This is a genomic window from Flavobacterium sp. M31R6 (assembly GCF_013284035.1).
Lineage (GTDB): Bacteria > Bacteroidota > Bacteroidia > Flavobacteriales > Flavobacteriaceae > Flavobacterium.
In genome coordinates this window covers 2,611,488-2,636,056 of the sequence record NZ_CP054141.1, presented here as the reverse complement: position 1 = coordinate 2,636,056, position 24,569 = coordinate 2,611,488, and the positions used below count along the sequence as shown (strand labels likewise).

Below are 24,569 nucleotides of genomic sequence, written 5' to 3'. Positions count from 1 at the left end.
TCAAGGTTAAATCTCAATATTTAGCTCGTCAAAATACTAAGGATGCTTTGCAATTATAAATATGTTTTATTTAAAAGATAAAAATCAGCAAGAACAATCGCAGCCATAGCTTCTACAATGGGAACTGCACGAGGAACAACACAAGGATCGTGACGACCTTTTCCTGTCATTTCGGTTATATTTCCTTTATTGTCTAGTGATTCCTGTTTTTGCATTATAGTTGCTACCGGTTTGAAAGCCACACGGAAATAAACATCCATTCCATTGCTTATGCCACCTTGAATTCCTCCAGAAAGATTCGTTCTGGTAGTTCCATCAGGATTATACAAATCGTTATGTTCGCTACCTTTCATTTTAGAACCTTCAAAACCACTTCCAAATTCAAAACCTTTTACCGCATTGATAGAAAGCATTGCCTTTCCAAGTTCAGCATGTAATTTATCAAAAACAGGCTCTCCAAGACCAACAGGCACATTTTGAATTACACAAGTAACCACACCTCCTACTGTATCACCCTCTTTACGAATTTGTTTAATATAATCTTCCATTGTTGCAGCCATAGCTTCATCCGGACAACGTACTGGATTACTTTCTATTTTAGAAAAATCCAATTCTTGGTAAGGTGTATCCAAAGAAAGAGGACCTACGGCCGAAACGTAAGCATTTATTTTAATATTGGAAAGCATTTGTTTAGCAATAGCTCCCGCTACTACTCTACTGGCCGTTTCGCGGGCAGAACTGCGTCCTCCCCCTCGATAATCACGAACTCCATACTTTTTTTCATACACATAATCGGCATGACTGGGTCTGTAGTTATCTTTTATATGGGAATAATCATCCGATTTTTGATTGGTATTCGGAATAATAAAACCAATAGGCGTTCCAGTAGTTTTTCCTTCAAAAATTCCTGATAAAAATTGGACATCATCTGGTTCTTTTCTTTGGGTAACTATCGCCGATTGACCTGGTTTTCTTCGTGACATTTCAAATTGAATTGCCTCCAAATCCAGTTGAATTCCAGAAGGACAACCATCAATAATTCCTCCTAACGCTTCACCATGCGATTCTCCAAAAGTAGTTATTCTATATAGTGTGCCGTAGCTATTTCCTGCCATTGTATAAAAATTTTACGCAAATGTAAGTTTTATGAATTAAACTAAAAATTATAAATTAGTAATATTTCACAATAATTCTATACAATATCCATATAAATCAACTTGTTTTTCAGAGTAAACAAAATGTAAACTCTTAAAATGTAATTTATCTTGGATGTATAAACTTTGCCGGCTTATTTTCAATTTAAAAGAAAAATGAATTTTGATTATTTCGAAACAAATCATAAATACCTGATTTAAAAATAACTAAACACAACCTTTATTATTTTTTGTATTTTTATAGAAAGTATGCTTATTAACTCCAAAAAATAAATAGACAAATGAAAAAAAGCTACTACTTGTTATATCTGCTAATAGGTCTAGCATTTTCTAGCCAAGCGCAAGACACTATTCCAAAACAAGATAACATTTCAAAAAATGCAATAGGATTGCGATTTGGAAATAATCATGGTTTAGGAGTTGAAATCTCGTATCAAAAGAAACTATCTGTAAAAAATCGATTGGAACTTGATTTGGGTTTTACTAATGATAATAATACCGATGCCATAAAACTATCCGGAATCTATCAATGGTATTGGAATATTGAAAAGGAATTGGATTGGTTTGCCGGCTTCGGAGGAGGATTTGGTTCGTGGAATACCAATGATAATTACAATAATGGATATGGAAGTGACAATGGAATTTTTGCCGTAATCAATGGAGATATTGGTATTGAGTACCACTTCAAAGAAATTCCTGTTCAAATTGCCATAGACTTAAGACCGGAATTAGTTTTTAACAATTACCAGAAAAATGATTTTGGGATCAATGCAGGTTTGGCAATGCGATATAAATTTTAATAAAATTCTTCTTTTATTAATATTAAAGATGGATTCATTCAACTTCATCTTTGTTAATTATTAATTTCTATATTTGAAATAAGTGAAAAGGAAAGGTTATCAGACAAAGCTAACCAAGTTTTGTTGTATCGGACTGATTTGTTAGATCCATTAGAAATGCTTTTAGGAAATCTAACTTTCTATAAACTTTTAAATAGCTATCTTTAGAGCTATATTGAAATTTTTCATCAATCATAAAAAAATAATATGAAAGTAATATTTACGATTTTAATTTTAGTTTCAAGTTTAACCTCATTCTCACAAGCCGATAAAGTAATCGGGGATTATAAACTTGCAATGGAAACTAATGACAATAATACGTTTGAATATCAATTAACATTATCCCAAGATGGAACATTTTCTTTTCATTATTATTCTAAAATTATACATGGTACTCCTCCCGAGGTAAATAATTATGGAAAAGGAAAATGGACCGTAGAAAATAACGTAATCTCATTTTTTACTGAAAAGGAAAAAGACCTAGACGAAAAACATACACTAAACTTTACCAATTCCAAGGCAAGATTTATAACAAAATCAACAAGAGACAAAACTGATCGTGTAGTAGATACAAAAATTATATTCTTAAAATCCGATATCTTTTGGATGGAAAGAAAAGAGTTGCTTAAAACATTATAGCACTAGTCACAACAATCTATAAAGCAACAAAAAATCCATTCTGCGAATGGATTTTTTTATATGATTACCTTATTTAGATTAGTAAACTCAGCTCGATTAATAACCTTTATTTGTATTTATTAATGGCTTTGAGATACAAAGCTTCATAAATAGGGAGAATGTTTTTAATATCAAATTTTTCGGCTACATGTAAGGCATTCGTTTTAAATTCAGCAAGAACACCGTCTTCTTTTAATATTTTTAGAGCATTTTGAGCCATTTCATTAATCTCTCCCACATCGCTTAAATAACCGGAAACACCATCCATATTCACCTCAGGCAAACCACCCGAATTACTTGATATCACAGGAACTCCACAAGCCATTGCTTCGAGTGCTGCCAATCCAAAACTTTCTGTTTCTGATGGTAAAAGAAATAAATCCGTAAGACCTAAAATTCTGTCTATTTCATTACTATTTCCGAAAAAAATCACTTTATCCTGAATACCAAATTTTCGACACAACTTTTCAGCCTTTTCTTTTTCTGGACCATCCCCTACCATCATTAATTTGGCAGGAATCTCTTTTTGAATTTTATAAAATATTTTAATGATATCCGGAATTCGCTTTACTTTTCTAAAATTACTTATATGAGTAATTATCCGTTCATTCGGATTGGCCATAACAGAACGTCGACAAGGAACTGTTGGATCATAATTATTTTTGTCCAATTCAATGAAATTCGGAATTACCTGAATTTCATTTTTTATGTTGAATAACTTCAACGTATCGTCTTTTAAACTTTGGGAAACCGAAGTCACATAATCTGATTTATTGATGCTAAAAGTTACTGCCGGCTTGTAAAAAGGATGATTCCCAACCAAAGTAATATCGGTCCCGTGAAGTGTGGTTACCATCGGAATATCAATTCCTTCGTCTTTCAGCATTTGCTTGGCCATATAACCCGCATAAGCGTGAGGAATTGCATAATGTACATGCAATACTTCTATTTTATACAATTTAACCATATCAACCAATTTACTGGACAAAGCCAATTCATAAGGCTGAAAATGGAATAAAGGATATTCTGGAACGATTACTTCGTGGTAGTGAACATTGGGATTTAACAATGCTAAACGCACTGGTTGACTATAGGTTATAAAATGAATCTCGTGACCTCGCCTAGCTAATTCTAGACCTAATTCTGTAGCAACTACGCCACTTCCCCCGAATGTTGGATAACAAACTATTGCTATTTTCATGTATAGATAATATTTAAATTTTGGAAACATGGTATCGCCATATTGCATTGGTTTATCACAACAAACTTGTTGTTAATGGCGATTTCATGTATGATTTTTAAGTGGAACGAAATTAAGGAGATTAGGTCTCTTTTAGTATAAAATAAAGTTAAAATTTAACTTTTAAACTTCATTCTCTGAATCCGAACCGCATTCAGAATGGCCAATAGCGCCACTCCTACATCCGCAAAAACTGCCTCCCACATTGTAGCCAATCCTCCTGCTCCTAGTACTAAAACAATGACTTTCACTACAAAAGCCATTGTTATATTTTGCCAAACTATTTTTTTGGTTTGTTTTCCAATGTTTATTGCGGTATAAATTTTTGAAGGCTGGTCGTTTTGAATAACAATATTGGCAGTTTCAATGGTAGCATCACTTCCTAAACCCCCCATTGCAATTCCGGCATCGGCAAGTGCAATCACGGGCGCATCATTTACGCCATCACCAACAAAAGCCACTTTTAAATTTTGTGATTTTAATGCTTCTACATGTTCAGCCTTATTTTCTGGCAATAAATCTCCAAAAGCCAATTCGATATTCAGTTCTTTTGCAACAGCATCAACAACAGCTTGCTTATCACCAGAAAGCATAATAGTTTTGACATTTATTTTATGCAAACTTTCAATGGTAGCTTTCGCATCTTCCTTAATCTCATCTGCAATCAAAAAGTAACCGGAATAAACCTTATTAATCGCAACAACTATAATAGTAAAAGCTGAATTATCCAGTTCCAAATCATAATTGATATTGAACTTCTTCATTAAATTTACATTTCCAACTATTATTTCGGTATCATTTATTTTTCCTTTCAATCCGTGTCCAATAATTTCCTCAACTTCAGTAACTTTTAAATTTTTATCTAGTACTTTTACATATTCTACAATTGCTGTTCCTGCAGGATGTGTAGATTTTGATTCTAATGCGGCGGTATATTGAACCAAATCATCTTCTGAAATACCTACAGCCACCACTTTTTGAACTATAAATATGCCTTTGGTCAACGTTCCTGTTTTATCCAAAACAACTACTTGAATGGCTGCCATTATATCCAGAAAATTGGACCCTTTGAATAGAATTCCATTTTTGCTCGCGGCTCCAATTCCTCCAAAATACCCTAGCGGAATAGAAATCACCAAAGCACAAGGACAAGAAATTACCAAGAAAACCAAAGCTCGATACAGCCAATCACTGAACACATAATGGGCAACAAAAAACATAGGTACCAAACAAATTGCTAGTGCCAAATAAACTACGATTGGTGTATATAGGTTAGCGAACTTTCTAATAAACAATTCGGTTGGTGCTTTTTTGGCAGTTGCCTCTTGCACCATTTCCAAGATTTTAGAGAGTTTACTGTCGGTATAAGCAGTCGTGACTTCAATTTCAACAACGGTGTTCAAGTTAATCATACCAGCGAAAACAATATCATTTTTTCTCTTACTAGCAGGCTTACTTTCACCAGTTAAAGCTGCAGTATTGAAAGTAGCACTTTTAGAAAGTAATTTTCCATCTAAAGCTAATTTTTCTCCTGGTTTTAATTGAATAATTGCACCAATACCTATTTCGGATGCTTTGATTGAAATAGTTTTATCCCCTTCTAAAACAGTTGCAAAGTCAGGTCTTTGATCTAATAATAATTTGATATTGGACTTAGCCCTTTTCACTGCTAGTCCTTGCAAATTCTCACCAATACCGTAAAATAACATTACGGCAACTCCTTCGGGAAATTGTCCGATGGCAAATGCGCCTATAGTTGCAATTACCATTAATGAAAATTCTGAAAAAAATTGCCCTTTTTTAATACTTTCGAAAGTTTCTTTTAAAACGGGAAATCCAACTGGAATATAAGCAACAATATACCAGCCTATTCGAACCCAATATGTGAACCAAGTTTGAGGAAAATAATTATCGAAAACAATTCCAATCAGCAATAAGCAAAAAGAAATTACAGATGGAAAGAACATTTGAAAATAGCTCCCATCTCCGTGTGAATGATCATGATCGTGATCGTGATTGTGACCATTATCTTCACTATGATTTTCCGATCCACTATCAGTCGAACAACAGCTTGAATTTGAATTGTTATTTTTTGTGCTTCCTTTTTCTTTAATGGTACAACGCGACTCTTTGCCGTTTATATCTTGTTTTTCCATTTGCTTCATATGCAGATAATATTTGTTTTTTATAGGAACATAGCACCGCTATTCCCTATTTGCAATCGTGATTAAACAATCTGTTGATTTTATATAATTCTTTTTTTGTATTCGATAAAAAACAAGAAATAAGCAATAACGAATACTGTTGCTATAGCTGTAACCAAAAAGGTTGTATTTGCATCAAATTCATACCAAATAAATCCCGCCAACGAACTGGCAATCATAGCGCAAATACTTTGAAACGCTGAATATGTTCCAATTGCTGTTGCTGTATCTTTTTTATCGGAAACGTTACTAATCCAGGCTTTTGAAATACCTTCGGTTGCCGCCGCGTATATTCCATAAATTAAAAACAATGAAGCAATAATGTAAATATTGGTACTAAGCGCCATTCCGAAATATACTATCGAAAATAACAAAAGTCCAAAAACAAACATTTTCTTGAGCCCTATTTTATCAGCGTAAAAACCTAATGGAAAAGCGCAAAGAGCATAGACTAAATTATAGAAAATGTAAACTCCTATAACCGACGTATCATTTAAACCCGCTTGCTTGGCCTTTAGCAATAAAAAAACATCCGAACTATTAAATATCGCGAAAGCCAAAAGCCCAACCACAATTTTACGATATTGCAACGGACTCGTTTTCCAGTACTTTAGAAATGAAAAAAAAGACGTTGCCTTTACTTCTGGTAAACTCTTTTTGTTTTTATCTTTCAAAAAAAAAGAAGCCGCTATTGCTAATAAACCAGGAACAAAAGCAATATAAAAAAGTGTTTTGTATTGCTGTGGATAAAAATAAAGATACAATAATGCCAAAGATGGTCCCAAAACCGCACCAAAAGTATCCATAGAGCGATGAAATCCAAATATCTTCCCCTTAGTTTCGGTAGTTGCTTCGTCAGATAGAATCGCATCTCTCGCACCAGTACGAATCCCTTTTCCGAATCGATCCATTGCCCGCGAGAAGAAAATCCATATTGGAAATGAAAAAATAGCCATCATTGGTTTTGAAATCGAACTTAGTGCATATCCCAGTTGTACAAAAGGAACGCGTTTCCCTGAATTATCCGATAATTTCCCAAAATAACCTTTACTTAAACCTGCCAAAGCTTCTGCAAAACCTTCTAAAGCCCCTATTAAAACAATTGAAAACCCTATTGTTTTTAAATAAATAGGCATTATGGGGTATAACATTTCACTAGCAGTATCAGTAAACAAACTGATTAAAGAGAGTATCCAAACCGTTCTAGAAATATGCCTGATTATTTTCATTGCTGTACACTTAGTATGCTTAACAAAAATAGTCTTTAAATCTCTTTTTCATCCAATTGCCTTTTCTTTATTAAAATAATAAATTAAAGCATACTATAAAACACTCTCAAATTTTTAAACACATATAAAATCCATATTGATGATTATCAATTTCAGGAATAAGGGTAACATTTTTTGTTTTTTCAAAAGGGTTCCATTTAATGATTGGGTCAAAATAATAAACCACTTTTGATACTAAAATACCAATTCCTGCACCCACCAAAACATCCGATAGCCAATGCGCATCATTCATTATCCTCAAAGCACCTGTAGTCGTTGCAAAACCATAACCACTATAAGCTAACAAAGGGCTAGTGTCTTTGAATTCTTCAAACAAAACAGTAGCATTGGTAAAAGCCGAAGAAGTATGTGCAGAGGGAAAAGACTGACCATCTGGAGAACCATTTGGCCGAATTTTATAAATATGAGTTTTTAATTTGAATGTAATAAAATCAGTAATAACTATTGATAAAGTCAAATTTTTAGTTTGGTCAAACCAATGATTTTTTGCTTTTACTCCTATTACATCAGCAGCGTAAAGTTCTACTATTGGCACATACCGAGTGTAATTGTCTGCCGTTGTGCTAAAATCATCCCCAACAGCATTTCTGACACCTTCTTGAAAAGACTTCTCGAAGTTACTACTACTTATCAAACTTCCACCAGCAATCAGGGCAATCGGCACAATACTCATTTTCAGAAAACTGTTTTTTTGCTTTGATTTTATATTGATAGTATCGTTTTGCGCTTTAACAGTTATTGTAAAGGATAATAATACCATTGCTAAAAGAGATGCTTTTATTCGCATAATTTAAGAAGGTTAATTTTAATAATTATGCACTGATTGAGCATTCAAAAAACTACATAAAATGCTTAAAATGTTTTTCGTTTTTATATACTTGAGCCAACAAGCTTGGTAAAACAATCAACAGCAAAGGCATTGCAATAATAAATCCGCCAATAACTGCTATCGCTAAAGGTTGGTGTAATTCTGAACCCGTTCCAATTCCGATAGCCAAAGGCAAAAGTGCAATTATAGCTCCTAAAGCTGTCATTAATTTTGGCCGTAATCGTGTTGAAATAGAATAGACTATGGATTCGTTTACGTTTCGGGTCAATTTGAAAGTTTCTCGAAATTGAAGAAAAGTGAAAATCGCATTTTCTGCAATAATACCCACTATCATAATGATTCCCGTGTAACTGCCAACATTTAAAGGCGTCTCTGTTATAAAAAGCAAAATATAACTTCCCGCAATACCTAAAACGGAAATTAAAAGTATGACAAATGCAATTCTGAAATCTCTAAAAAGAAACAAAATAACTCCAAAAACCAATAATGAAGATGCAATCAAAATCATCAATAATTCCTCAAATGATTGCTGTTGATCCTTGTAGGCTCCCCCATATTCAATATAATAGCCGCTTGGCAAATGAATTTTATCAGTAACTTTCGTTTGAATTTCTTGCATTACGCTTCCCAAATCCCGATTGTCCAATCGTCCGGTAACTACATTCATCATTTGAAGATTTTCGCGTTCAATTTCGGCAATTCCTTTTTGTACCGAAATTGTAACTAAACTTGAAATTGGAATAGCTTGTCCGTTGGGTAGGAATATCTTGAGTTGTTTAATATCTTCCAAACTGCGCTTTTGTCCATTGGCATAAATCAATCGAATAGACGTTTGCTTTTCATTTTCTAATAAACTCCCTACCACATTTCCCTCTAAAGCAGTTTGCATTTGAAATTGCAAGTCAGTTGGGGTGATTCCATATTGTGCCAATTGCGCATAATTGGGCTGAATCGTTATTTCTGGCCCTGCCAAAACAATGCCATTAAATACGTCTGCGGTTCCTTTTACATTTTCAACAATTCCACTAACTTCTTTGGCAATTCTTTGTAATTCAGTTTGATTGCTTCCATATATTTTGACTTCAATTGGAGAAACAGAACTCATTAAATCGCCTAACATATCTCCAATAACCTGACCAAAATCAATACGCAACGCCGGCTGTGTCGCCTCAACTTTGGCTCTAATTTCGTCAATTACGTCATTACTGCTTTTGCTTCTGTTTTTCTTTAATTGAATCAAATAATCGCCACGATTGGGCTCAGTGATAAAAAAACCCATTTGCGTTCCCGTTCTACGACTGTAGGCTTCAACTTCAGGTATTTTTATAATAATTTTCTCCACTTCATTTAGCATTCTGTCCGTTTCTTCGAGCGAAGTTCCTGGAGGACTTTCGTAATCCAAAATGATACTTCCTTCATCCATTTCTGGTAAAAAGCCAGTCTCCAAGTTTGGCAAAATAATAAAAATGGAAAGAACCAAAACTATACAAAAAGCAATGCTGATAATGGGTTTTGAAATAAAATAAGCTACCCAATTTTGTGTTTTAACCTCGTGACTCTGGATTTTTTTTTGAATTCCGTTGGCTGAATTTTCATTTTTTGTAAGCAACAAATAAACCACCGGAAGCAATAACCAAGTAACAAAAAAAGAACAAATCAAGGTGATGATCATTGTATCGGTCAGTACTTTAAAATAGGAACCCGCAACACCACTCATTAATACAAAAGGGATAAAAATTACAATAGTACTAATCGATGAACCGACCATTGCTGGGAATAAGTAGTGAATAGCTTTTTGCAAAAGATTCACAGTAGGCTCCTCAGGGTGTTCTTCGTGTGTTCTGTGAATTTGCTCAACAACCACAATCGCATCGTCTATTATTAATCCCAAAGCAGCCGCAATGGCTCCCAAAGTCATAATATTAAAACTATTTCCGGTGAGGTATAATACAATTAAGGTTAAGCCTAAAGTTACGGGTATCACGATTAAAATGGTAGCACTGGCCTTAACCGATTTCAAAAACAAAACTGCTACAATGATAGCCAACAACAAGCCTAATAACAAACTATCGGTTACACTTTTGACCGCATCATTTACAAAAGTAGCCTGTTCATAAAAAGGTTTGATTTTGATCCCGTTTGGCAGAATCTTTTTTAAAGATTCTAACTTTGTATTCATATCAGTAGTAAGCGTAATCAAATTAGTATTGGGTTGTTTGATTACGGCAACCAAAATGCTTTCTTTTCCATTGGCATTAACCTTTATGTATTCTTTGGCTTCTTTGATTTCAACTGTAGAAATATCTTTCAGCGTAATAATTCCTTTGCCATTATTAAGAATTACAAGGTTTTCTAATTCTTCTTTTTTATCTACTTGTGCATCGGTGATGGTTAAATACAAATACCGATAATCCGATAGATAACCATTGGATTTAATAAAATTGGTTTGGCTTAAAATTTGTGAAATACTATTTGGCGAAATGCCTAAAGCCCTCATTTTTTCAAAATCCAACGACAGCCAATACTCTTTTTCTTTTCCACCGATGATTCTAATTTCAGAAACACCATCGATTTGGGAAAGAAAGGGTTTGATAGTGAAATTGGCAATCTTCTTTAACTCAATGGGAGACATTCCTTTGCCTTCAATCGCGTAACCAATTACGGGAAGGATAGACGGATTCATTTTTTCCACCGTTATTTGAGTATCTGGCGGAAGGTTATTTTGGATTTGGCTAATTTGCTCTTCAATACGGGTTTTACTCAAATCTATATCTGCATTCCAATCCATAAAAGCCGAAATTTCACAACTTCCGCGACTGGTGGTACTGCGAACGGTCTTTAAATCTTGTACTTTTTTGATAGCGGTTTCTAGCGGTTTAGTAACCGTAATCATCATTTTGTCTATGGGTTGCTGTCCTGCATCGGCGATGATTTTTATTTTGGGAAAAGTAATTTCTGGAAACAAACTAGTTTGCATTTTAGAATAGGCAAAAAAGCCCCCTAAAATAATCAGGAAAATAATTGAGCTTAATCCGTTTTTGTGTCTTACAAAAAAGTTGTTCATTTTTTATTTTTTTTAGCTACAGATTAAAAAATTTTAAAGGATTTTTAAGAATCTGTCAAATCATTTAAATCTATGGCAAACTTATTTAATCCTTAATCACTCTGACCTTAATTGTATCTCCTACTCCGTAATTACCCGTGAGTAAAATTCGATCTTTTACCGTTAGAACAGGAGAAAGAATTTCAACTTTATCTTCTGTTTGAATTCCTTTTTTTATCGGAATTTTGATTGCTGTATCAGCGTTTATCATTTTCATTATCCAAAAATCAGTTTCGGTTTCATCGCTTAAAACGGCCAATTTTGGCACTGAAATACCTTTAGAATTAGTCGCTTTATTTACCCGAACTTTCACGATTAAATTCTCTGGAATATCTTGTTTGCCATTTATTTTTAAAATCACATTTTGCGTTTGGGAAGTAGCGTCAACTGAAGGCGAAAATTTTTCTACAGTCGCAGTTCTTTTTGAATTGTCTGGTAAAAAAACATTTAATTGTTGACCGACCGAAATATATTTCTTCAAATCGTATGGTAAACTCAAAACAATTACAAAACTTTTGGCATCATTGATGGTAATCAAGGCATCTCCGTCCTGCACATAATCGCCTTGTTGCACATTGACCATAGTTACTGTTCCGTTGGTGTTCGAAAGCACCTTGATCGCTCCACCAAAACCCAAAGTTGGGTCTATTTTATTTACGGAATTTCCAAGGACTTTGGCTTCTCGAGTTTTTATCGAAAATAATTCCTTACCATTGACTACAAAATCATTTGTCGCCACATTTACAGAATTTAAATAGCCCGTTGCGTTGGCTTTAATGCTATTTTTCACCAAATAAGTAGCCGTTGCATTCAGGTCAATATAGCTTTGTATACCGGTGGTATCAATTGAAGTTAAAGTTACCGGAACTCGAACAGCAGTTGGGGTTTCAGATTCGGATTTATCTTTACAGGAAATAAAAAAAACTGTAATTAGCAAACCTATAGAAAATGTTTTTTTCATTATGTTAGTCATTAGAAATCCAATAATTGATTTCGTTAATAAGTAGCAATTTGTTGATTTTGTTTTGAGAAATCGAATTATTGAGCGTGATAACATTACCTATCGCGATTACAAAATCGGTGATTTGGGCATCACCTGACAGTAATAGTTTTTTGTCAGCTTCAATTAACGCATCGGTTATTTGAAGCTGAGATTGCAATTGGTTTCCGGTATCCACAGTTTGTTTCAATTTCTGATTAAGCATCAGTAATTGTTGTTGGTATTGCTTATTGAAATGGGTTTTGTAAGCCAAATTAGTGGCCACTGCCTGCTCATTTTTTTGATGTTGCAATGATCTTTGATTTCCGTCATAAATAGGAATTGACATTCCTAATCCAACACTAAATCCAAAATTTTTATACGGCAGATACTCAAAACTCGACAAATAGCCCGCGTCGCCAAGCAAGGCCAATGTAGGTTTATAAGCGTTATCTATCAACTTACTTTGATTAACAATTTTCAAACTATCAACTTCAAATTGTTTTAAGAAGATTGTTTTTTCAGGACTTGAAATCGTTTTTAAGTTAATATCCGGTTTTGCCAAATTCACAAAAGTGGTATCGGTTTCACCAGACAAATAATTGAGTATTCCCAAATTATTTTGATATTGTTGCTTAAGTTGTAAAACTTGTAATTCCTGCTGTTTTAATGTGGAAAGAAAAATCAAATAATCGGTTTGTTTATAAATGGAATTTTGAGCTAATTTTTTCAGCGTATTCAAACCGTTGCCCAATAGCGCTATCATTTTTTGATTATACACTATTTGTTCGGCGCTTCCGTATGTCGTGATATATTGGTCGGCGATTACTTTACTCAAATCTTTGAGAGCTATTTTTTTGTTTAAAGCCAAACTCTCTTTTAGAATTTTGAAACTTTCAGCCTGTGAACCTGATATTTTCTTACCGACTATTTTTTGATTAATACCAATCAAACCTGAAACGGATTGTCCATTAGTTATAGCGGTATCATAACCAATTCCATTAATAACTGGCGCATAATTAGCATTGAGGTTTCCAGTAACTAGTGGTTTGTAATTGGCTCTATTAATCAAACTGTCAATTTGATTTGACTTGATTTGATTGGACAAATCAGTGAGTAAAGGCGAATTGTTTTTTGCCTTTTCCATATAAAATCGCAAATCTTTTTCTTGCGAAAAAGACTTTAGACAAATAAAGCTAAGAATGAAAAAAAAGATGAATCTCATTAACTGATTTATAAAATAAAATTATTTTTTGCTATTACTCGCGACAACCAAAACCACAGAAGAATTGGAAACAATAGAAGCTCTTGGGTTAGGATTTTCGGTAGTTGCTTTGGGTTTTGCACCAAAATCAGCGGTGGTTAGATATAAATCCCCCCTAGTTTTGTTTAATACAATTGTTCTTGCTCCTTTTTGAGTTTTTACCGTTTCCAGAACCGAAAAGGTATTTGGGTTTTGTTCTTTTACAACCGTAATTGTTCCTTCACCGTTGGAACTAAAAACAAGTTTCTTTTTGGCATCAAAAGCTACACCATCACAACCATCTCCAATAGGCAATGTCTTGATAACTTTCCCATTTGAAGCATCAACAACTACCATCAATTTATTGCCACAAACCGAAAATAATCTATTAGAATCTAAATCAATGGCCAGTCCTGATGGTTCATCACCAGGTGCAATACTCCAAGTTTCGATTACTTCCAATTTAGTGGCGTCGATTGTTTTGATTTCATTTTTATCTTCAATGTTGACATAAATCAAGCCTTTGGTATTAGTAACCGAAAATTCGGGTTTTCCGCCCAATGGAATTGTTTTTACAACTTTATTAGTAATGGCATCAAGAACAGTTGCATCCTTAGAATTGGCATTATAGGTAAATACTTTTTGAGAAAACTGATCGTACAAAACAGCATCAGGCTTTTGACCATCAATGGCAACTTTTTCAATCAATTTGAGGCTTTTCAGATCAATAATTGTAACGGAATTATCCTTCCCGTCAGTGATAAAAGCTTTGTTTAAATCATTTGCTATTGCAATTCCGTGAACACCTTTGGTATCACTAATGGTTGCAATAGTTGTGTCCGATTTTAAATCCACTACATTAACAACACTTCCGTGTGAAACGAACAAATTTTGATTTACTTCGTCAACAGCAAGATAATCCCAACCTTCATTACCTGCAATTTTAATTTTTTTAGAAACTTTATACTCTTGACTTAGACAAGTCATAAAACATAAAAAGGTAAGTGCTATGGAAAGTGTTTTTTTCATTGGACCGATTTTTGAGTATAAATATCGGGATTCCAATTTGATATTAAATTAAATTTCGCTTAATTTATTGCTTCTGTCCATCAAATAAAATGGGTTTATTTTTTTTCTTATTAATCCATTTATTCAATTTATAACACAAAAAAGCAGAACCACTACCTACAAGTGCACCTGCCAAAACATCGGTTGGATAATGAACGCCAAGGTATAAGCGAGAATAACCAACTGCACCAGCCCATAAAAAAGACGGAGCAATAACATACCATTTTGGGTAAGCCATACTCAATGAGGTAGCTGTTGCAAAAGCCGATGAAGTATGACCTGATGGAAAAGAATAACTAGATTCTTCTACAACATTATCAATTTCTGGATAGGTAACATATGGTCTGTCCCTTTTAACAATGCTTTTTAATGCCAAAGAAACAAATGCTGAAGCGGCAAAGGTTTCTCCTATAAATATTGCTTTTTTCTTTGTGAGACTGTCTTTTTCGATTAGCCCAACCGCATAGATAACAATAGGAGTTCCAATACTAACAGGCATGGCACTATTTGTAATCCCAATCATTGTTGATTCGAGATTTGTATTTCTATTTAAATTTATTTTCTTTAAAAGATCTATATCCGAATTTTGGGCATTTGAAATTGAAAAACAAAAAAGGAATACAAAAAGGGAAAGGATTTTAGACATATTGACTTTGTAAAATTGGTTTAAAAAAATCGGCTATGCCAGCTGTCCATAGCGGGAACTTCCCATGATTCATTGAACTCTTCGATATTGTTAACCAAATTATTAAAGACAATTGTATTTTCGGTAACTGCTTTATCTTTCGCCATTTTCTTAAAATCAATCAATGACTTATGTGCAATATGATCTCCTAGTTTGAAGGTTACATTCATTTTATCTAATAAATCTACATTGTATTTTTTTTCCAAACTTTGGATAAATTCAACTGAAGAATCAATAGAACAACCTGTAGCTGCTTGAACATCCTGATTTACGGCAATTATAATAAAACGATTGTATTTCAATAAATACGAAGACTCCAGGCTAGTTCCGTGTGCCGCCCATTCGTTAAGGAAAGCTTGCAAATCAGTTTCAATTTCAGAAAACTCGGCATCCGAGAACTTTCTGTTCGATTGATAAATCCAAATTCTAGATTCTTCGGGTAAATTTTCAAAAGGAACGTACATGTTGTGTAATTTTAGATTTATGATTTTAGATTTTTACACCTAAAATTTATTTGTATATTTTAATTTAAAAAGTGGAAATATATCCAAATCCTACTTGTTTCCCATCATAATAAGGAATAAACGCAGATTTTTTGTTTGGATTACTTTTGGAAGCAAATAATTTATTAACCGTTGGGAACAACCAATAACCTGCTTTGGCACTTAATATTCCAATTCCCGCTCCTGCTACAACATCGGTAAGCCAGTGTCGGTTATTATACATTCTAAATGCTCCTGTAAAAGTAGCTATAGCATATCCAGAAACACCATACCAAATAGAAACATCTTTATATTCCTGATATAGAAATTCTGCTCCCATAAAAGCGGTTGCAGTATGCCCTGAAGGAAAAGAATTATTACTTGTCCCATCAGGTCTTTCAACTTTAGTAATACTCTTTAATCCCGTAACCGTTGCTGTCATCAACAAAAAGGAGGTTGCAAGGATTATCGATTTATCTTTAAAATTATTTTTTCCTTTTATTCCAAAAGCTCCTAAAGCATAAACTGAAGCAGCTGGCGCATATTGAGTAAAGTCATCAATTGTTATTTGCTTATCAATATGTTCTACTACCTCTTCACTGATTTCGGCGTTTAGATCTTTTAATTGATCGTTATTAATTCCAATTACTCCAAATCCAATCAAAGTGGCTGGAAGTATCAATTGTTTAACATTAAACTTTAATTGTTTAACGGCACTCGAATCCGGAATGGAATCTTGAAAATTTACTTTCACTGTCGTTTGGGCTAATAAGGAACTCCAAATTGGCAAGAACATTAGGAAAATAAATTTTCGTTTAGCCATTTTTTATAAATCTTGGGCGTTAGCAATCAATTCGGCTATATCCATAACTTTGACATCACCCTCTCTTTCTTTATTTTTAACTCCATCGGTCAACATGGTATTACAAAAAGGACAACCTGCAGCAATAATGTCAGGTTTTGTTTCAAGAGCATCTTCTGTTCTTTCCACATTGATTTCTTTATTACCAGGCTCAGCATCTTTAAACATTTGTGCCCCTCCTGCTCCGCAACACAAACCATTTGCTTTAGAACGTTTCATTTCTAGTAATTCAACGTCCAGTTTCTGAATTAAATCCCTTGGTGCTTCGTATACATTATTGGCACGTCCTAAATAACAAGGATCATGAAAAGTAATACGCTTCCCTTTAAACTGTCCACCTTCGATAGTCAGACGTCCTGAATCTAACAATGATTTAAGGAATTCTGTGTGATGCACCACTTCATAATGGCCACCCAATTCTGGGTATTCATTTTTTAAAGTATTAAAACAATGCGGACAAGCAGTAACTATTTTTTTTGCTTCATAAGCATTAAGCACTTCGATATTCATCATGGCTTGCATTTGAAACAAAAACTCATTTCCTGCTCTTTTTGCTGGATCTCCAGTACAACTTTCTTCAGTACCTAAAACGGCAAAAGAAACATTGGCACGATTTAGAATTCGTACAAATGCCTTTGTTATTTTCTTTGCTCTATCGTCAAAACTACCTGCACAACCTACCCAAAATAAAACTTCTGGTTGTTTTCCTTGGGCTAGCATTTCGGCCATTGTTGGCACAATTAAATTTTCTGACATTTCTTTTTTGTTTAATCGTTTAAATGTTGAATCGTTGATTTGTTAATTGTTGAATCGGTTAAACTTTTTACCGATTAAACGATTCAACTATATTTCGTTTTTCCAGTTCAATCGGTCTTGTTGGCTGTATTGCCAAGGTGCGCCATTATTCTCTATGTTAGTCATCATCGCATTTATAGGCATTGGAGCTGCGCTTTGCTCCATTACAAGATAACGTCTCATATCCATAATAATAGAAAGCGGGCTGATATTTACAGGACATTCCTCTACACAAGCATTGCAAGAGGTACAAGCCCACAATTCTTCTGGAGTAATGTAATCGTTCAATAGCGATTTGTTGTCTGGTACAAAAACACCTTTGTTGGCATCAATGTTCTTTCCTACTTCTTCCAATCTATCTCTTGTATCCATCATAATTTTACGAGGAGACAGTTTTTTGCCTGTTTGATTTGCAGGACAAGAAGAAGTACAACGACCACATTCAGTACATGTGTAGGCATTTAATAACTGAACCCAGTTTAAATCCTGAACATCGCTGGCACCAAATTTACTTGGAGCTTCATTTTCTGAAACTGGCGCTGCTGCAAAAGGATCTGCATTTGGATCCATCATCAGTTTTACTTCGGCAGTTACTGAAGCCAAATTATCAAACTGTCCTTGAGGATTTAAATTAGCGAAGTAAGTATTTGGGAAAGCCAATAAAATATGAAGGTGTTTTGAGAAATATAAATAATTCATAAAAATCAAAATCCCAACAATATGCAACCACCAAAAGCCTTCATTTAGTAACATCACCAACTCATTTGACATTCTATTGAACACCGGTGCAATAAATTGACTTATTGGAAAAGAGCCTGCTTTTATAAAATGTGAAAATCCTCCAGGTACATTTTGCAAATGAAAATCGGTGGCATTCATTAATAAAAACAAAGTCATTAAAGTAATCTCAAAATACAAAATATAATTGGCATCACTTTTTGGCCAGCCTTTTAAATCAGCGTGAATAAATCTTCTCAACTTAACGATATTTCTTCTTATCAAAAATACAGTAACAGCAAACAATACCAAGAAAGCCAAGACTTCAAAAGAACCAATTAAAAAATCATAAACAACTCCAAGAGGAGCAAAAATTCTATGAGTTCCAAATAAACCATCAATAATGATTTCCAATAATTCAATATTGATAATAACGAATCCAACATAAACTATGATATGCAGTATTCCAGCAACGGGTCTTTTAACCATTTTGGATTGCCCAAGAGCAATCATTGCCATATTTCTCCAACGTGCTTTAGCATTATCTTTACGATTAACAGCAACGCCAAGATTAATATTCCTAATGATTTTTTTTACATTCGAATAAAAATACCCGAATCCAATAATCAATACTATGGCAAATAACACATTACTAAGGTAACTCATAAATACTAGTTTTTTATTTTTGTTATAGAATCGTTTGGAGCAACATATGGTTTGTTTTTCTTACCAAAAACAGAAACATTTACATAACGTGTTGGATTTAATCTTACATCCTGCAGAAGCAACTCTAACTCCTTGGAAGTTTTTTCTAAATTAGCATAAAGTGCCTCGTCTTTCAGTAATTTTCCCATGGTACCTTTTCCAGACTCTAAACCTTTCATTAAGCCATCAACTTTGCTTAATGTTGCATTCAAGTTCCTAACAGTCTGTCCTAAATCTGCTTTATTCAATGAATCAGAAATTTTAACGAAATTATCAGAGACTTTATTGAAATTAGAAACAACACCTTTCAACTGGCCTTTATTTTCATCCAAAATCACATTTGCATTTGATGCAACTTTATGGAATTGCTCCATAGTCGCGCTAAGTTCTGCTAAACTCTTTTTTAAATCTGCTTGCCCTTTTGCATCCAAAACAGAATTAAAACTAGTAATTAATTTATCTGCACTGGTCATTAATTTCTCTACTTTAGCCATAACTGGAGCCGCTTTGTCGCCCAATGAAGCCATAAGACTAGACTCTATAGTGCCCGCTAGGTAATCCCCATTTTCGGCGATAATTTTGTCTGAATAATTAGGATGGATGGCAACTTGCTTGCCACCAATAAGACTGGCATCATAAATTGTGGCCGTGCTTGATTTTGATATTGGAAATTCAGTATTTATTTGCAATTCAACCAATAAAGTTCCTTTTTCACTAATCGTAATGGTTTTTACTTTACCTATGCTCAGTCCATTGATTGTTACTGGAGCTGAAGGCGCAAGTCCCTCGACATTAGCATATTCAACATAAAAAGTTTTATAACTATTAAAAAGGTCTTTTCCTTTTAAAAAACTGTATCCCCAAATGAATAATAAAATTGATGTAATAACTAAAATGGCAGTTTTTATTTCTCTTGTAATTTTCAAAATTTTGTTTTTTTTAATGGGCAAATTTAATATAAAATATTCGAATTTATGAGTATTATTTGATTGCTTCCTGAATGCTTATTTTTTTTCCATTTTTGAATGCTATTAAAAAAGCTGAATTATATCCTTTGGATTTCACTTCATTTAATTGGTTCTTGGCACTTTCATAATCGGAAGTTTCACCGTATAAATATTTATAAATATTATCTTCATAAACAAGTTTTACATTTTGCAATCCTTTAAAATTTTTAGGTTCCAGTGCTAACTTTTTTTTACTAGCCGATAACTGAATTTTATAAATCGAACCTAGAGTATCTTTTTTAATAATCCCTTTATTAATCTCAGTTTTATTAACATCTGGATTTTCAGAACTTTTTACAGGATTTTCTCTAAGGATTTGAGATGGCTTTTCTCCAAAGGTTTCTGCTCCCCCATCCCCAAAATAATCATACTTATAACTGATTATTGCATTAGCAATAGCTCTGGCAATATCATTTTGTCCTTCTTCTGAATTTAATAAATCCCCTTCAACAGGATTGGAAATAAAACCAGTTTCAATTAGAACCCTAGGCATATATGCTTTATGCAAAACCATAAAAGGAGCTTGCTTCACACCTCCATGTCTTAATTTCTTACCTAATTTTGCAAATTCATCTTCTACCTTACCTGCTAATGAAATACTATTATCTAAATATTCTTCTTGCATCAAAGTCATACCAATCATGGTTTCTGGAGAATTTGGATCAAAACCTTCATATTTCTGCTTATAATCTTTTTCCATTGTGATTACTGCATTCTCCTTTTTTGCAGCTTCAAGATTTGAAGCAATCTTATTCATCCCCATAACGTAGGTTTCAGTTCCATCTGCTGCGGTATTTCTATTGGCATTCAAATGGATAGAAACAAAAATATGAGAATCAGCTCTATTGGCAATATTGGCACGCTCTATCAAATCAATAAAAACATCGGTCTTTCTAGTATATATAACATCTACCTTAGGATAGGATTCCAAAATTTTACCCACTTTTAAAACAATGGCTAATGCAATATTTTTTTCAATCCGTCCATTATAATTCGCACCAAAATCATGACCTCCATGACCAGCATCTAAAGTAACTTTAAAATCATTGGATTGGCTATGCGATTCTACTGCCAACATTACTAATAAAAATGTGAATGCAATTTTTATTTTTTTTGATATATACATCTATTAGTTAATTTAATTATAAGACTTCCGTTATAAATTTATGATTTGATTATTTTTGCCAAAAAATTATAGTAATTTTGGCTCGCGAATATTCGAGTCTTCATTTTACAAAAATAGCATTTAAACCTTTGCATACAAACTTATTTAATATCGTTTTACTATCATTTTTCCTATCTTTAGGATGTTCTAATTTATATTCACAAGATATAAAAAAGAAACAAACAACAATTCCGTCTAAGAAACAAGAAGTTAAGAAACCGATCCAGGAAGATAGTATTAAAAATCCTCTGGTCGAATCACCTACTGACACCATTAAACTAGACACCATTAAGGTTAAAAAAAACTTTCTTAATGGCAAAGTAAAATACAAAGCGGAAAAATATGCAAAGATTGAACAAAAAAAGAAACTCATAACTTTATACGACAAGGCTGAATTATACTACCAAGATGTTGAATTAAAATCTGGTATTATAGTAATGGATTACGAAAAAAATGAGGTTTATGCGGGAAGAATAAAAGATTCGCTCGGTAATTACACACAATTTCCAAATTTCAAACAAGGTTCAAATGTTATCGAACCTGATTCTATTCGCTTTAATTTTAAAACTAAAAAAGCTTTAATTTGGAATTCAAGGTCTTCTCAAGGAGAATTTAACGTAAAAGCGGCCATTACTAAAAAGGAAAACGATTCTGTATATTTTCTAAAAGGAGCACGATTTACTACTTCAAAAGATGTAGATAATCCTGAATATTATTTTCAAACTAATAAAATAAAATTTATTCCCGGCAAAAAAATAGTTACGGGTTTCACCAATATGGTAATTGAGGGAGTACCTACTCCATTATTTTTACCGTTTGCATATTTTCCTCTTTCAAAAGAAACGAGTACTTCAGGAATTATATTACCTTCCTATAATGATTCCAACGATAAAGGTTTTTCTCTTCAAAATGGAGGATATTATTTTGCGTTAAGTGACCATTATAACCTAACACTACTAGGAGATTACTACACAAATGGAAGTTATGGTATAAATGCGCAATCCTCTTATGCCAACCGGTACCATTACCAAGGGAATGTTAATATTAGATTTGAAAACAATATTATCAGTGAAAGAGGATATCCTGATTATTCAAAAACTAAAATTTACAATATTCAATGGTCGCATTCTCAAGATTCAAAAGCCAATCCAAATTCCACTTTTTCCGCTTCTGTGAATTTAGGAAGTAGTGAATATTTCAAAAAAACAATTAATCAGATCAATGTTGGTTCCTCATTAAACAATACTTTGAGTTCCTCCATATCTTATAGTACTGTATTTCATTCCGTTCCAGAAAGCAGAATATCATTAACAGCTACGCATTCCCAAAATACAAATACAAAAGTGATCAACATGACACTTCCTACGTTACAGTTTAGCTTGGATCGTATTTATCCGTTTGCACTAAATGACGGAGCAAAAAAGGGAATCTTCAAAAACATCAACTTACAATACAATTTAAACGGAAAAAATAGCTTTGTAACAACCGATTCATTGTTTTTCAAACCGGAAATGTTCCGAGATGGAGAACTCGGATTCCAACATACAATTCCAGTAAGTACTAACTTCAAAATTTTGAAATATTTTAGTGTTTCTTCTTCTTTAAATTATGAAGAAGTTTGGTATTTTAATACTATCAACAAGCGTTATGACGACCAATTAAGCACCGTTGTTACCACTGATGTAAAAGGATTTGACTCTTTTAGGACATACTCATCTTCTACTAGTGTTGGAACTACAATTTACGGTACATTCAATTTTGGTGATGACAAAATAATAAAATCCATTCGACACGTCATGCGACCAGCGATTTCGCATAGTTACACCCCTAGTTTTGAAAAATATTATGATACTTATGCAACAGATGGTAGTGGTACGATGCAAAAAGACTACACTCGATTTGAAGGAGGTATGTATGGTGTTCCTGGCATGAATAGTTCTAATTTTGTCGGCTTCAACCTTAGTAATACATTCGAAGCAAAAGTAGCTGACAAGGATAGTACCAAAGTTGAGCCTAAGAAAATAATGCTGCTTAACAATTTAAATTTTTCAACGAGTTATAACTTTGATGCCAAAGAACTTGCCTGGGCACCAGTTAGAGTAAGCGGTGGAACTCAGTTTTTTGACAATAAATTGAGTGCGAATTTTGGAGCAACTCTGGACCCATACGCGATTGACAATTCCGGAAATAGAATAAATGTTTACAATATCAATAATGGAGGTAGTCTTTTTAGAATGACGAGTGCCAATTTGACTATGAATTATTCAATATCAAGTACGAAAGAGAAAAAACAAAAAGACAAAAACGACCAAGGTAAAAGAAACGGAGGGCGTGAAGATGATTTATTTGGATCAAATATTGATGCTAATAATATTAGAAAAAGCCAGTTTGACGGGGACAATGAAGATGAAGATGTTGTTTCAGAATTCTTTAGATCAAAATTACCATGGGATATGACATTTGCTTATTCTTTAACGTATGGAAATAATAACAGAGAAAAGAAAATAACAGGAAACTCCATTATGATTTCTGCAAATGCTGATTTAACACCAAAATGGAAAGCAGGAGTTTCTACAGGATATGATTTTGTACAAAAGGGTGTTACCTTTACACAATTACGTTTTGAAAGGGATTTGATGAGTTGGAGAATGGCTTTCAACTGGACTCCATTTGGAGATAGTGCCAGCTGGAATTTTTTCATTGGCATCAAATCAGGTGTACTTAGTGACATTAAATGGGAAAAAAGAAAACTTACCAATCAATAGATTAACTCTAAATATATAGGTTATGAAAACAATAATTTACACCGAAAATGCCCCTGCACCAATTGGACCTTATAATCAAGCTGTATTAAAAGGAAATACGTTATATACTTCTGGTCAAATTGCATTAAATCCAGCAACAATGGAATTGGTAGTAGACAATATAGAATCAGAAACCAAGCAAGTGATGGAAAACATGAAAGCCGTTCTCGAGGCAGCTGGAATGACTTTTGAAAACGTAGTAAAAACAACCATTTTCATTATGAATATGAATGATTTTGGAAGTATTAATACTGTTTATGGATCTTATTTTAATGAAAAAACCGCTCCAGCTCGTGAAACGGTTCAAGTGGCTTGTTTGCCAAAAAATGTAAATGTAGAAATATCTATGATTGCTGTGCTATAGCATTAATCAATAATTGTGCTGTCGCTTCATTAGTTGCCAGCGGCACATTATGTACATCACAAACACGAATAAGCATATTAACATCTGCCTCATGCGGATGACTAGAAAGAGGGTCTTTAAAGAATAAAACCATTTGTGTTTTACCTTCAGCAACTCTTCCTGCAATTTGTGCGTCACCCCCTAATGGTCCAGAAAGCATTCTTCTGGTTTTAAAACCGGCAGCTTCCGCCCTTCCTCCAGTTGTTCCAGTTGCAATGAACTTTATTTTTTCTTGCTGCAACACCTCGCGGTTTTTAATTAGAAATTTAACAATATCTTCTTTTTTACCGTCATGGGCAATAATTGCTATTTCCATAT

Annotated in this window: 21 protein-coding genes; 4 read left to right on the top strand and 17 right to left on the bottom strand. The window is 33.6% G+C overall.

Going from position 1 to position 24,569, the window contains the following annotated elements; genetic code table 11:
• Nucleotides 1-53: 53 nt before the first annotated feature.
• Nucleotides 54-1,115, bottom strand: a complete 1,062-nt coding sequence (gene aroC, locus HQN62_RS10770; protein WP_173504362.1) for a chorismate synthase — start codon at nt 1,113-1,115, stop codon at nt 54-56.
• Nucleotides 1,116-1,435: 320 nt separating this feature from the next.
• Here aroC and HQN62_RS10765 point away from each other — a divergent pair, with 320 nt between their 5' ends.
• The gene (locus tag HQN62_RS10765; RefSeq protein WP_173504361.1) at nt 1,436-1,954 is read left to right on the top strand and encodes a hypothetical protein; all 519 of its coding nucleotides are present in this window, start codon (nt 1,436-1,438) and stop codon (nt 1,952-1,954) included.
• Between the two features lie 246 nt (nt 1,955-2,200).
• Nucleotides 2,201-2,632, top strand: a complete 432-nt coding sequence (locus HQN62_RS10760) for a hypothetical protein (protein WP_173504360.1) — start codon at nt 2,201-2,203, stop codon at nt 2,630-2,632.
• 106 nt (nt 2,633-2,738) lie between these two features.
• Here the strand turns inward: HQN62_RS10760 and bshA are convergent, their stop codons facing one another.
• The 15 genes from bshA to HQN62_RS10685 form a co-directional block, all read right to left on the bottom strand.
• Nucleotides 2,739-3,872: an N-acetyl-alpha-D-glucosaminyl L-malate synthase BshA gene (bshA, locus tag HQN62_RS10755; protein WP_116795238.1), complete on the bottom strand. Its 1,134-nt coding sequence runs from the start codon at nt 3,870-3,872 to the stop codon at nt 2,739-2,741.
• A 155-nt stretch (nt 3,873-4,027) separates the two neighbouring features.
• Nucleotides 4,028-6,076 carry a heavy metal translocating P-type ATPase gene (locus HQN62_RS10750; protein ID WP_173504359.1) on the bottom strand — a complete coding sequence of 683 codons (2,049 nt, stop codon included), beginning with the start codon at nt 6,074-6,076 and terminating at the stop codon, nt 4,028-4,030.
• A gap of 80 nt (nt 6,077-6,156) precedes the next feature.
• Nucleotides 6,157-7,344, bottom strand: coding sequence for an MFS transporter (locus HQN62_RS10745; RefSeq protein WP_207786910.1), 1,188 nt, complete (start codon nt 7,342-7,344; stop codon nt 6,157-6,159).
• 106 nt (nt 7,345-7,450) lie between these two features.
• Nucleotides 7,451-8,191, bottom strand: coding sequence for a phosphatase PAP2 family protein (locus HQN62_RS10740; protein ID WP_173504358.1), 741 nt, complete (start codon nt 8,189-8,191; stop codon nt 7,451-7,453).
• A 52-nt stretch (nt 8,192-8,243) separates the two neighbouring features.
• Nucleotides 8,244-11,297: an efflux RND transporter permease subunit gene (locus tag HQN62_RS10735; RefSeq protein ID WP_173504357.1), complete on the bottom strand. Its 3,054-nt coding sequence runs from the start codon at nt 11,295-11,297 to the stop codon at nt 8,244-8,246.
• 85 nt (nt 11,298-11,382) lie between these two features.
• Entirely contained in the window at nt 11,383-12,297 is a 915-nt protein-coding gene (locus HQN62_RS10730; protein ID WP_173504356.1) for an HlyD family efflux transporter periplasmic adaptor subunit, read from the bottom strand.
• Nucleotides 12,298-12,301: 4 nt separating this feature from the next.
• Nucleotides 12,302-13,462: a TolC family protein gene (locus HQN62_RS10725; protein WP_173504355.1), complete on the bottom strand. Its 1,161-nt coding sequence runs from the start codon at nt 13,460-13,462 to the stop codon at nt 12,302-12,304.
• A gap of 99 nt (nt 13,463-13,561) precedes the next feature.
• Nucleotides 13,562-14,587 carry a YncE family protein gene (locus HQN62_RS10720; RefSeq protein WP_173504354.1) on the bottom strand — a complete coding sequence of 342 codons (1,026 nt, stop codon included), beginning with the start codon at nt 14,585-14,587 and terminating at the stop codon, nt 13,562-13,564.
• 64 nt (nt 14,588-14,651) lie between these two features.
• Nucleotides 14,652-15,149 carry a phosphatase PAP2 family protein gene (locus tag HQN62_RS10715; protein WP_165818074.1) on the bottom strand — a complete coding sequence of 166 codons (498 nt, stop codon included), beginning with the start codon at nt 15,147-15,149 and terminating at the stop codon, nt 14,652-14,654.
• A 143-nt stretch (nt 15,150-15,292) separates the two neighbouring features.
• The gene (locus HQN62_RS10710) at nt 15,293-15,775 is read right to left on the bottom strand and encodes an ABC transporter ATPase (RefSeq protein WP_173504353.1); all 483 of its coding nucleotides are present in this window, start codon (nt 15,773-15,775) and stop codon (nt 15,293-15,295) included.
• A gap of 64 nt (nt 15,776-15,839) precedes the next feature.
• The gene (locus HQN62_RS10705) at nt 15,840-16,616 is read right to left on the bottom strand and encodes a phosphatase PAP2 family protein (protein WP_254454430.1); all 777 of its coding nucleotides are present in this window, start codon (nt 16,614-16,616) and stop codon (nt 15,840-15,842) included.
• A gap of 3 nt (nt 16,617-16,619) precedes the next feature.
• Nucleotides 16,620-17,411, bottom strand: coding sequence for a (Fe-S)-binding protein (locus HQN62_RS10700; RefSeq protein WP_116795254.1), 792 nt, complete (start codon nt 17,409-17,411; stop codon nt 16,620-16,622).
• An 87-nt stretch (nt 17,412-17,498) separates the two neighbouring features.
• A complete protein-coding gene (locus HQN62_RS10695; protein ID WP_173504352.1) occupies nt 17,499-18,833 on the bottom strand; it encodes a 4Fe-4S dicluster domain-containing protein in 1,335 nt (444 codons plus the stop codon).
• Between the two features lie 5 nt (nt 18,834-18,838).
• Complete coding sequence (locus tag HQN62_RS10690) at nt 18,839-19,798, bottom strand: MlaD family protein (RefSeq protein ID WP_173504351.1); 960 nt, start codon at nt 19,796-19,798, stop codon at nt 18,839-18,841.
• A 55-nt stretch (nt 19,799-19,853) separates the two neighbouring features.
• The gene (locus HQN62_RS10685) at nt 19,854-21,005 is read right to left on the bottom strand and encodes an N-acetylmuramoyl-L-alanine amidase family protein (protein WP_173504350.1); all 1,152 of its coding nucleotides are present in this window, start codon (nt 21,003-21,005) and stop codon (nt 19,854-19,856) included.
• Nucleotides 21,006-21,133: 128 nt separating this feature from the next.
• On the opposite strand from HQN62_RS10685, the gene HQN62_RS10680 reads away from it, so the two are divergent.
• Together HQN62_RS10680 and HQN62_RS10675 are read left to right on the top strand one after the other, a co-directional pair.
• Complete coding sequence (locus HQN62_RS10680; protein WP_371811604.1) at nt 21,134-23,809, top strand: putative LPS assembly protein LptD; 2,676 nt, start codon at nt 21,134-21,136, stop codon at nt 23,807-23,809.
• Between the two features lie 22 nt (nt 23,810-23,831).
• A complete protein-coding gene (locus tag HQN62_RS10675; protein ID WP_173504348.1) occupies nt 23,832-24,212 on the top strand; it encodes a RidA family protein in 381 nt (126 codons plus the stop codon).
• Here the strand turns inward: HQN62_RS10675 and HQN62_RS10670 are convergent.
• Entirely contained in the window at nt 24,193-24,567 is a 375-nt protein-coding gene (locus tag HQN62_RS10670) for a methylglyoxal synthase (RefSeq protein ID WP_116795259.1), read from the bottom strand. The genes HQN62_RS10675 and HQN62_RS10670 overlap by 20 nt on opposite strands.
• Nucleotides 24,568-24,569 lie beyond the last annotated feature (2 nt).